The sequence below is a fragment of the Shigella sp. FC1567 genome, from assembly GCF_001743015.1.
In the GTDB taxonomy this organism is placed as follows: Bacteria; Pseudomonadota; Gammaproteobacteria; order Enterobacterales; family Enterobacteriaceae; genus Escherichia; species Escherichia coli.
In genome coordinates, this window is record NZ_MIIV01000064.1 from 1 (window position 1) to 10,263 (window position 10,263).

Sequence of the window (10,263 nt, forward strand, 5' to 3'; positions counted from 1 at the left end):
CGAACTCCGCCTTCGCAAAATAAGCGGAAGCCTGGCGAAGGATATCGTTACTGCGGCGCAGTTCACGATTTTCACGTTCCAGCTCTTTCAGACGCTGACGTTCAGCGGTGGTGAGCCCGCCATCACCGCCTCCGGTATCCCGCTCATGCTGGCGTACCCAGACACGCAGAGTCTCCGGTGTACAGCCAATCTTTGGGGCAATGGAACAAATTGCCGCCCACTGTGAGTCATATTCGCCCTGACTTTCCAGAACCATACGAATCGCCCTCTGACGGACTTCGGGGGAAAAACGAGTATTTTTAGTCATCCTGTTTACCTCTTTCTCAGGGAGTTTAGTCTCCAGGATTCCCGGGGCGGTTCAGAGCAATACGGATCACTTCAGATTTGCGGTACTCAAGAACGATGTTGTTATTACGCTCAACCTGGTCATAGCGGCTGCCTGCCAGCATTCGACGCTCGCGAATGCTGTCTGTATCGAGTTGTTTCTCCAGAGGTTCGCCAATCCGATAATTAACTTCCAGGCCAAAGCGAGTGTCATTCTCCCCACTCTTGCCCTGCTTATGCCCGGCACTCAGGGTCAGAAGAGGCACAGGCGTGTAATTCACTTCAGCGGAAATCGCATGTGGATCTTTCTGGCGTTTATCTTTGCCAAACAGCCCAACTTCATCGCCATAATACTGCTCATACATCAGGCTTGCGCCAAGCTGCGGTCAGGCGGGTAAATAGCCCTCAGCACGAATATCCCAGCCATTCGCCGGGCGTTCCTGATAATCCTCAATATCCGGCGATTTTTTCCAGCCAGAAGCCCGAATATAACCATTGGCGCTCAGTTTCAGATAATCGCGCCAGTATTCCGCACCAACACCAATGCGGGTATGACTACGGGATAAATCATGGTCGATAAAGGTGTTCACCCCCCCCATTCAGTCATTTCCTGAAAAATGACGCCAGCCAAAACCAATATTTGACTGAGTACGATCGTCTGTACGATGTATTGCCCCCTGAGTGAACAACATATTTGTCGGCGTATCATAAATCGGATAAAGCATTTCCAGCGAAGAATCCTTCAGCGAGAAATCTTTATCGACATTCAGTTTGACGCGCGCTGTACCATATTTCCCGAGCCACTCCTGTATTTCCTGGTTAGCTTTAGCGGTGGCCATTCCGGTAATAAAATTACGTGTCGCATCGCTATCTGGCTGACTGCTTAAAAATGTCCCGGCATTTGCGGCAAACGACGCGACATTTTTCTCCACGTTATTATCAGCAGTTACCGTAGTATTTCCCATGCTCAACCGTGGCTGAACCGCATGCTGCGCACGTGCCGCCATTACTGGGGTAAAGGTGACAGCGAGTGGAAAAAGAACCTGAACAGAGATATTTGCCCACGCCACGCAGCGGGCCAGAACTGAATAACGAAATCGTGGTTGTTTATGACCTGTTTTATAACGTGACATTGAGATAATTTCCTGATGAACGAATTAACGAACATAGGCAGACACAAATAATGGCGTCTGCTTGTCAGAAAAACCGGGGATTTCCCGGTTTCCTTTTCCGCAGAAAAGGAAATACCTTTATGTAAGAAAGTGCACCGCCACCTGATATATCCAGTGTCTGTAGCCACTCATCAGGTGGTTGGGCGCGGGATTATATTTTTATTTATGGGTAAAAATTTAGCTTTTTGTGCAAGTCATTAAATAGATACCTAAGTTATATTTCTTACTCTGCGGACAGTGAATAATTCATTATTCAGACTGAATAATAATGACCTGCCTTTAATTAGCAACTATTGGAAATACGTCGAAGTAGGTATATACGCCAGGATAAACCGATATATTTATTATGGATATTCATTTTCCTTCATCGGACTGTAAATTGCGGGGATATCGAACTTACACTACTCATCGCAACACTCAAACAGATTTATGAATTTCGTTCATAACCCCTGACAAATCCTGCCGTCTAATCGAGCTTTTCCCTTTACGTTATGCTTCTCATGAACGAGAACACAACTTATTCATGAATTAACCATTCCGGATAAACTATGGAATCAAATTCAGGCATCGAAAGGAACTGGCTGGTTTCCGTTAATAGATTAAATATCTATTACTCTCCCGAGAGTAAAACTATCAAATCAATGAGTAACCGATACAGCCTCACAAATTCTTTCAGATAATTAACCCGTCACTGCGGCACGTTCTCTCGTAAGGCGTGCCTGCAGTGTAATCCAGTATGTATCCGGCATAGTTGACGGTTTAATAGAACTCAATTCCTCTCCCTGGTCACCAACAACGATATCTTGTATAACACCCCAGGAGATACGACATTATGATGAGATGCGATATGCTCCTCAGCACCAATCAACGCCAGGACTGGGCCAGTCTTGAGATCAGACTCATTCCCGGGACTGACTTCAGTCGACATATATCAATGACGTTGGTGCAATAAAAGATAGCCGATGTAATACATCTATTCAAATTTGTGATACATGTCAAAAAACTGGTTGACCAAACTCGTTATTTATATAAGGGCACTTACGAAGTGCGCTCTTTTTTAAAGCGAGGAAGTACCAATGAAAGAGAATAAAGTACAACAAATCAGTCATAAACTAATTAATATCGTTGTTTTTGTCGCAATTGTAGAATACGCCTATTTATTTCTCCATTTCTATTAATAACGGCAATAAACTGTTCACTTCAGTGATATTTAAAATATGCATTCTCTCCCTTTTTGTAAGTAATTATTATATCCGTGGGAGAGGAATACACGCTGTCAGGTAATCAATCATACTGCGATAAATCATCGGCCAGTAAAGTGGAGATAACCTCCATTGTCGAAAAATCCATACTCTCAGCGAAACCATCATCAATCACTCATCCAGGCGTTTATGGGAGCGTCGCCAACGGCTGTTAACAATGCCAGACTTCCCCGTTGCGGAAATTCCACATACCACTAATGGTCACAGGGATTGGGTGTTGAAATGATCCGGATGAGCATGTATCTTTATGGTTATGCTATAACATAACAGGTAAAAATGATGAAGCCCAATATCCATCCTGAGTATCGTACTGTGGTGTTCCACGACACCAGTGTTGATGAGTACTTTAAAATCGGCTCGACTATCAAAACAGACCGTGAGATTGAGCTGGATGGCGTAACGTATCCGTACGTGACAATTGATGTCTCTTCTAAATCGCACCCGTTCTATACAGGGAAGCTGAGAACAGTGGCATCAGAAGGAAATGTTGCACGATTCACCCAACGTTTTGGTCGTTTTGTTAGCACGAAAAAGGGGTCGTGATGAAAGTTCTTAACTCTCTGCGTACCGCAAAAGAACGCCATCCAGACTGTCAGATTGTGAAGCGAAAAGGACGGCTATATGTGATTTGTAAATCTAATCCACGTTTTAAGGCCGTTCAGGGGCGTAAGAAAAAACGTTGATTCAAAATTCGACGGATTAACGATATTTGTCTGATTAATAATCAGATCGGATTAATGTTGGTGTGTTTATAACACCAACATTAATTTTCCTGGGGATATATTCTTCCTGTTCATTTGAGGCCAACTGCCTGACGTTTCTCTACGAATATTCCATTATCTTAATGTTGACTTGTTGACCAGCTTCGCCCCTGTATGCTGGCATCAACTCTCTTTTAGACTGAACACGCCACTCAGTCTCCTCCCTTTGCGGCGCAGCCTGCATTTTCACTCAAACTGTTAAGATGATAAATGTGGTAAATCTGTTGGTACTAACATAAAAACGTTTACGCCACAGGAACAGTCTGATCCACCGGTAACCCCGTCGCCGACGTTCGAGTGCCAGTTAGAGTAACGCGCACAGATAACTGCACTCAGTGCCCTGACAAAGAGGCCATCGTTCCTGTGACAGCTGGCAGCCTTCGTTTAACTTCACTTAATCTGGCTCTTGAGGGCTTACCGAACAGATGACGTACATACGCCCGTTCAATTTTCCATCACTTATTGTAATGAACACCTATAACCATTTTGTGCGGCATGTTAATCCATTAAAATTTCTTACTGATTGGCAAATCATCTTCAATGACAGCTCATTATAGTTTTATATTCTATCCCTTACCCTTAAAACTTGTTTTTTTACTAGTCCATCACACAGCGCATTAAGACTATTCCTAACACTTCAGGGCAAAGTTCCTGACCAATATAAAATGCAAGTAAGAATTGAACGTTATATTGCCAATAACCTTATGAAACCAAATGTCTTTTTCTTCTTATCAAAAAAGCAATATTTTCAGTTTTTCTAAATATTGACTTAACCATTGAATTCCTTTTCCGTTCACATATTGACACTCATCGAAAAAAAAACATAAATTTAAGCCCAATCGAAAATAATTAAACTTAATCTCGTTTAACCTTTATTGATATGTACTACGTATCTTATTTACTTCCGGTTTACTAAGGAAACTGAATGCACCTGTAAAAATTACAGGTTTGGAAAGTAGTGACATGGCAAAGTGATTACAGTAGGGACTATGAGGTTAAAAACCATATGGAATGTCAAAACCGTTCTGATAAATACATCTGGTCTCCCCATGACGCCTACTTCTATAAAGGACTATCTGAACTGATTGTGGATATCGACAGATTAATTTATCTGTCGTTGGAGAAAATTAGAAAAGATTTCGTGTTTATCAATCTCAATACGGATTCTTTATCTGAATTTATAAACCGTGATAATGAATGGTTATCCGCGGTAAAGGGGAAACAGGTCGTATTGATTGCGGCCAGAAAGTCAGAAGCCTTAGCTAATTATTGGTACTACAACAGCAATATTAGGGGCGTGGTATACGCTGGACTGAGTCGTGATATTAGAAAAGAACTGGCCTATGTGATTAATGGCAGGTTCCTGAGAAAAGATATTAAGAAAGATAAAATCACGGACCGGGAAATGGAAATTATCCGCATGACGGCCCAGGGAATGCAACCTAAATCGATTGCCAGAATTGAAAATTGTAGTGTGAAGACAGTGTATACCCATCGGCGTAATGCTGAGGCCAAGCTGTACTCAAAAATATATAAGTTGGTTCAGTAAACTCCAGGCAAGTTAGTTTTAAAAAATGACTCACTGGGACATCACGTCCTCAATTCAACTCGGGAAGAAATGCAATGAAAAAAAGGTTCTGGCAATAGCTCTGGTAACGGTGTTTACCGGCATGGGTGTGGCGCAGGCTGCTGACGTAACAGCTCAGGCTGTAGCGACCTGGTCGGCAACAGCCAAAAAAGACACCACCAGTAATCTGGTTGTGACGTCACTCGGTAGCTTGGCGTTCCAGTATGCCGAAGGCATTAAAGGTTTTAACTCACAGAAAGGTCTATTTGACGTGGCTATCGAGGGTGACTCAACGGCTACCGCCTTTAAACTGACCTCACGTCTTATCACCAACACATTAACTCAGTTGGATACCTCAGGTTCCACACTGAATGTGGGCGTGGATTATAACGGCGCGGCAGTCGAAAAAACTGGCGATACCGTGATGATCGATACCGCCAACGGCGTACTGGGCGGCAACCTTAGCCCGCTGGCTAACGGTTACAATGCCAGCAATCGTACCACCGCACAGGATGGTTTCACCTTCACCATCATCAGCGGCACCACCAATGGTACCACCGCAGTAACCGATTACAGCACTCTACCGGAAGGCATCTGGAGCGGCGACGTTAGCGTACAGTTCGACGCGACCTGGACCAGTTAATCTCTCTGATGTACCAGCAGGGGTAGCCCCCCTGCTTTATTCCTGGACGGAATTGTTATGAAAAAGCACCTTCTGCCTCTCGCTCTGCTGTTTTCCGGAATATCTCCGGCCCAGGCGCTGGATGTCGGCGATATATCATCGTTTATGAACAGTGACAGCAGCACGCTGAGCAAAACGATCAAAAACAGTACCGACAGTGGTCGCCTTATCAATATCCGTCTCGAACGGCTCTCTTCACCGCTTGACGACGGGCAGGTTATCTCAATGGACAAGCCGGATGAGTTGCTACTCACTCCCGCCAGCTTGCTGCTACCCGCCCAAGCCAGCGAAGTGATCCGCTTCTTCTATAAGGGACCCGCAGATGAAAAAGAGCGCTACTACCGCATTGTCTGGTTTGATCAGGCCCTCAGTGATGCGCAGCGCGATAATGCCAACCGCAGCGCTGTGGCCACTGCTTCCGCCCGCATCGGCACCATTCTGGTCGTCGCCCCTCGTCAGGCGAACTACCACTTTCAGTACGCCAACGGCTCCCTGACAAATACAGGAAATGCGACGCTGCGGATCCTCGCCTACGGCCCCTGCCTGAAAGCCGCCAACGGTAAGGAGTGTAAAGAGAATTACTACCTGATGCCGGGCAAGTCGCGTCGTTTTACCCGCGTGGACACTGCGGATAACAAAGGACGGGTTGCACTTTGGCAGGGTGATAAGTTCATTCCCGTGAAATAGATAGCTGTGCAGATGGATAACGACAATGCCTTTACGACGGTTCTCCCCAGGACTGAAAGCCCAGTTTGCCTTCGGCATGGTCTTTTTGTTCGTTCAGCCCGATGCCAGCGCTGCTGACATAAGTGCGCAGCAAATAGGTGGGGTGATTATTCCGCAGGCCTTCAGTCAGGCGCTTCAGGACGGCATGAGCGTCCCGCTCTATATTCATCTCGCCGGTAGTCAGGGTCGCCAGGACGATCAGCGAATCGGCAGCGCTTTTATCTGGCTGGATGATGGACAGCTACGCATCCGGAAAATACAGCTGGAAGAGAGTGAAGATAACGCCAGTGTCAGCGAACAAACTCGACAGCAGCTGATGGCTCTGGCGAACGCCCCGTTCAATGAGGCCCTTACCATCCCCTGACTGACAACGCGCAGTTGGATCTCAGCTTGCGCCAACTGCTGCTGCAGCTGGTGGTCAAGCGCGAAGCGCTGGGCACCGTACTACGCTCACGTAGCGAAGACATCGGGCAGTCCAGTGTTAACACCCTCAGCAGTAATCTGAGCTATAACTTGGGCGTCTATAACAACCAGTTGCGTAACGGCGGGAGCAACACATCCAGCTATCTGTCGCTGAATAACGTTACTGCGCTGCGCGAACATCATGTGGTGCTCGACGGCTCGCTGTACGGGATCGGTAGCGGTCAACAGGACAGTGAATTATATAAAGCGATGTATGAACGCGATTTTGCCGGTCACCGATTTGCCGGTGGAATGCTCGACACCTGGAACTTGCAGTCATTAGGGCCGATGACCGCCATTTCAGCAGGGAAGATTTACGGCCTTTCCTGGGGAAACCAGGCCAGCTCCACCATCTTCGACAGCAGCCAGTCAGCCACGCCAGTGATCGCCTTTTTACCGGCGGCGGGCGAAGTACATCTCACCCGTGATGGGCGGCTACTAAGCGTTCAGAACTTCACTATGGGCAATCATGAAGTGGATACCCGGGGTCTACCGTACGGTATTTACGATGTGGAAGTTGAGGTGATCGTTAACGGTCGCGTGATCAGCAAACGCACTCAACGGGTCAATAAGCTGTTTAGCCGGGGCGCGGCGTCGGTGCACCACTGGCGTGGCAGGTATGGGGCGGTAGCTTTCATATGGATCGCTGGTCGGAAAACGGGAAAAAGACGCGACCAGCTAAAGAGAGTTGGCTAGCAGGTGCCTCGACCTCCGGCTCATTGAGTACGCTTAGCTGGGCGGCAACGGGATATGGATACGATAATCAGGCGGTGGGTGAAACCCGTCTGACGCTGCCGCTTGGGGGGGCGATCAACGTTAACCTGCAAAATATGCTGGCCAGTGACAGCTCATGGAGCAGCATCGGCAGCATCAGCGCTACTCTACCGGGAGGCTTTAGTTCGCTGTGGGTTAACCAGGAAAAAACCCGTATTGGCAATCAATTGCGACGTAGCGATGCCGACAACCGTGCAATCGGCGGCACACTCAACCTGAACTCACTGTGGTCGAAGCTGGGCACATTCAGCATCAGCTACAATGATGACCGCCGTTACAACAGCCATTATTACACGGCAGATTACTATCAAAATGTCTACAGCGGTACCTTTGGTTCGCTTGGCCTGCGGGCCGGTATTCAGCGCTATAACAACGGCGACAGCAACGCCAATACAGGGAAATATATCGCTCTCGATCTCTCGCTACCACTGGGCAACTGGTTTAGCGCAGGGATGACCCATCAAAACGGCTACACCATGGCAAACCTGTCAGCACGCAAACAGTTTGATGAAGGGACCATTCGCACTGTTGGTGCCAATCTGTCACGTGCCATCTCCGGCGATACCGGTGATGACAAAACCCTCAGCGGTGGGGCGTATGCACAGTTCGACGCTCGTTACGCCAGCGGAACGCTGAACGTCAATAGCGCGGCGGACGGCTACGTCAATACCAACTTGACCGCCAATGGCAGCGTCGGCTGGCAGGGTAAAAACATTGCTGCCAGCGGGCGGACTGATGGCAACGCTGGGGTGATATTCAACACCGGGCTGGAGGACGACGGTCAGATCAGCGCCAAAATCAACGGGCGGATTTTCCCGCTTAACGGCAAGCGTAACTATCTCCCGCTCTCTCCCTATGGAAGATATGAGGTGGAGTTACAGAACAGCAAAAACTCACTCGACAGTTACGATATCGTCAGCGGCCGCAAAAGTCGTCTGACTCTCTATCCAGGCAATGTCGCTGTCATTGAGCCAGAGGTGAAGCAGATGGTTACCGTCTCCGGTCGTATCCGTGCGGAAGACGGCACACTGCTGGCTAACGCACGGATTAACAACCATATCGGCCGAACCCGAACCGATGAAAACGGCGAGTTTGTCATGGACGTGGATAAGAAATACCCCACTATCGATTTTCGCTACAGTGGCAATAAAACCTGCGAAGTGGCTCTGGAACTCAACCAGGCGCGCGGTGCCGTCTGGGTCGGTGATGTGGTCTGCAGCGGCCTCTCATCGTGGGCGGCGGTGACGCAGACAGGAGAAGAGAATGAGAGTTAACCTACTAATAACGATGATAATTTTCGCGCTAATCTGGCCAGTAACTGCGCTCAGAGCGGCAGTGAGCAAAACAACCTGGGCGGATGCACCGGCACGCGAGTTTGTGTTTGTCGAAAACAACTCAGACGACAACTTTTTCGTCACTCCTGGCGGGGCGCTGGATCCGCGCCTGACCGGTGCCAACCGCTGGACCGGTTTAAAATACACTGGTTCAGGAACCATCTATCAGCAAAGCCTCGGCTACATTGATAACGGTTACAACACCGGCCTTTATACCAACTGGAAGTTTGATATGTGGCTGGAAAATTCGCCGGTTTCATCTCCTTTAACTGGCTTACGCTGCATCAACTGGTACGCAGGGTGTAATATGACCACCAGTCTTATCCTGCCGCAAACCACCGACGCCAGTGGATTTTATGGCGCGACGGTGACCAGCGGCGGCGCGAAGTGGATGCACGGCATGTTGTCAGACGCGTTTTACCAGTATATGCAACAAATGCCCGTCGGCAGCAGCTTTACAATGACCATCAATGCCTGTCAGACCTCTGTGAACTATGACGCCAGCAGCGGCGCGCGTTGTAAGGATCAGGCCTCCGGCAACTGGTATGTTCGCAATGTCACCCATACGAAAGCAGCAAATCTTCGGTTAATAAATACCCACTCGCTGGCGGAGGTATTTATCAACAGCGACGGGGTGCCGACCCTGGGCGAAGGGAACGCCGACTGCCGGACACAGACCATCGGCAGCCTTTCAGGATTAAGTTGTAAGATGGTCAACTATACCCTGCAAACAAACGGACTCAGCAACACCTCAATCCATATATTCCCGGCGATCGCCAACTCGTCGTTAGCCTCGGCCGTCGGGGCGTACGATATGCAGTTCAGTCTGAATGGCAGTTCATGGAAACCGGTGAGCAATACCGCCTATTACTACACCTTCAACGAGATGAAGAGCGCAGACTCGATCTATGTTTTCTTCTCGAGCAACTTCTTTAAGCAGATGGTGAACCTCGGGATGAAGTGGTCAACAAAAACTGGCCACCGAGTTAGAGTTTTTCCAGTATCGATTTTCCGATTCGTTTGGGGGTAACCCACCGTTATATTCGTGCGGTCTTAGTGCGCTGTAATATCCAACGATATAGTCCGTTATGGCGTGAGCTGCCTCGCTGAAGCTTACGTAACCCACCACCGGCATCCATTCGTTCTTCAGACTCCTGAAGAAGCGTTCCATTGGGCTGTTATCCCAGCAGTTTCCGCGC

General features: G+C 48.2%; 8 protein-coding genes and 5 pseudogenes. 9 read left to right on the forward strand and 4 right to left on the reverse strand.

The features are described 5' to 3' along the window. Positions 1–307: transposase (locus BHE85_RS05270; protein ID WP_032219445.1), on the reverse strand; the 307-nt coding region annotated here is incomplete at its 3' end. Positions 308–359: 52 nt separating this feature from the next. Beyond that, positions 360–1,457, reverse strand: a pseudogene (fdeC, locus tag BHE85_RS05275) (inverse autotransporter adhesin FdeC); the annotation flags it as partial. A gap of 552 nt (positions 1,458–2,009) precedes the next feature. On the opposite strand from fdeC, the pseudogene BHE85_RS27225 reads away from it, so the two are divergent. The 4 genes and pseudogenes from BHE85_RS27225 to ykgO form a co-directional block, all read left to right on the forward strand. Further along, a pseudogene (locus BHE85_RS27225) lies at positions 2,010–2,099 on the forward strand (hypothetical protein); the annotation flags it as partial. Between the two features lie 473 nt (positions 2,100–2,572). Beyond that, entirely contained in the window at positions 2,573–2,674 is a 102-nt protein-coding gene (gene ykgR / locus BHE85_RS05285; RefSeq protein WP_000662258.1) for a small membrane protein YkgR, read from the forward strand. Positions 2,675–3,037: 363 nt separating this feature from the next. Continuing rightward, positions 3,038–3,301: a type B 50S ribosomal protein L31 gene (locus BHE85_RS05290; protein WP_000803999.1), complete on the forward strand. Its 264-nt coding sequence runs from the start codon at positions 3,038–3,040 to the stop codon at positions 3,299–3,301. After that, positions 3,301–3,441, forward strand: a complete 141-nt coding sequence (gene ykgO / locus BHE85_RS05295) for a type B 50S ribosomal protein L36 (RefSeq protein WP_000866436.1) — start codon at positions 3,301–3,303, stop codon at positions 3,439–3,441. Before BHE85_RS05290 ends, ykgO begins: the two co-directional genes overlap by 1 nt. A 34-nt stretch (positions 3,442–3,475) precedes the next feature. Here the strand turns inward: ykgO and ykgL are convergent. Further along, positions 3,476–3,703: pseudogene (ykgL, locus tag BHE85_RS05300) on the reverse strand (protein YkgL). A gap of 822 nt (positions 3,704–4,525) precedes the next feature. Here ykgL and ecpR point away from each other — a divergent pair. The 5 genes and pseudogenes from ecpR to BHE85_RS05325 form a co-directional block, all read left to right on the forward strand. Then, positions 4,526–5,068, forward strand: a complete 543-nt coding sequence (gene ecpR, locus BHE85_RS05305) for an ECP biosynthesis operon DNA-binding transcriptional regulator EcpR (RefSeq protein WP_001296902.1) — start codon at positions 4,526–4,528, stop codon at positions 5,066–5,068. Between the two features lie 25 nt (positions 5,069–5,093). Then, complete coding sequence (ecpA, locus tag BHE85_RS05310) at positions 5,094–5,729, forward strand: common pilus major fimbrillin subunit EcpA (protein ID WP_000150121.1); 636 nt, start codon at positions 5,094–5,096, stop codon at positions 5,727–5,729. A 57-nt stretch (positions 5,730–5,786) separates the two neighbouring features. Next, on the forward strand, positions 5,787–6,455 hold the full coding sequence (ecpB, locus tag BHE85_RS05315; protein WP_000716398.1) for a fimbrial chaperone EcpB: 669 nt from the start codon (positions 5,787–5,789) through the stop codon (positions 6,453–6,455). Positions 6,456–6,480: 25 nt separating this feature from the next. Further along, a pseudogene (ecpC, locus tag BHE85_RS05320) lies at positions 6,481–9,004 on the forward strand (fimbrial usher EcpC). Continuing rightward, positions 8,994–10,022: pseudogene (locus BHE85_RS05325) on the forward strand (fimbrial adhesin EcpD); the annotation flags it as partial. The pseudogenes ecpC and BHE85_RS05325, both read left to right, overlap by 11 nt. Positions 10,023–10,028: 6 nt before the next feature. Here the strand turns inward: BHE85_RS05325 and BHE85_RS05330 are convergent. Further along, the coding region (locus BHE85_RS05330; RefSeq protein ID WP_146627965.1) for an integrase core domain-containing protein at positions 10,029–10,263 on the reverse strand (235 nt) is incomplete at its 5' end.

Excerpts from the sequence above, each read along its gene's own strand:
- ecpB (WP_000716398.1), top strand. The coding sequence starts at position 5,787 with ATGAAAAAGCACCTTCTGCCTCTCGCTCTGCTGTTTTCCGGAATATCT.
- ykgO (WP_000866436.1), top strand. The coding sequence starts at position 3,301 with ATGAAAGTTCTTAACTCTCTGCGTACCGCAAAAGAACGCCATCCAGAC.
- ykgR (WP_000662258.1), top strand. The coding sequence starts at position 2,573 with ATGAAAGAGAATAAAGTACAACAAATCAGTCATAAACTAATTAATATC.
- BHE85_RS05290 (WP_000803999.1), top strand. The coding sequence starts at position 3,038 with ATGAAGCCCAATATCCATCCTGAGTATCGTACTGTGGTGTTCCACGAC.
- ecpA (WP_000150121.1), top strand. The coding sequence starts at position 5,094 with ATGACTCACTGGGACATCACGTCCTCAATTCAACTCGGGAAGAAATGC.
- ecpR (WP_001296902.1), top strand. The coding sequence starts at position 4,526 with ATGGAATGTCAAAACCGTTCTGATAAATACATCTGGTCTCCCCATGAC.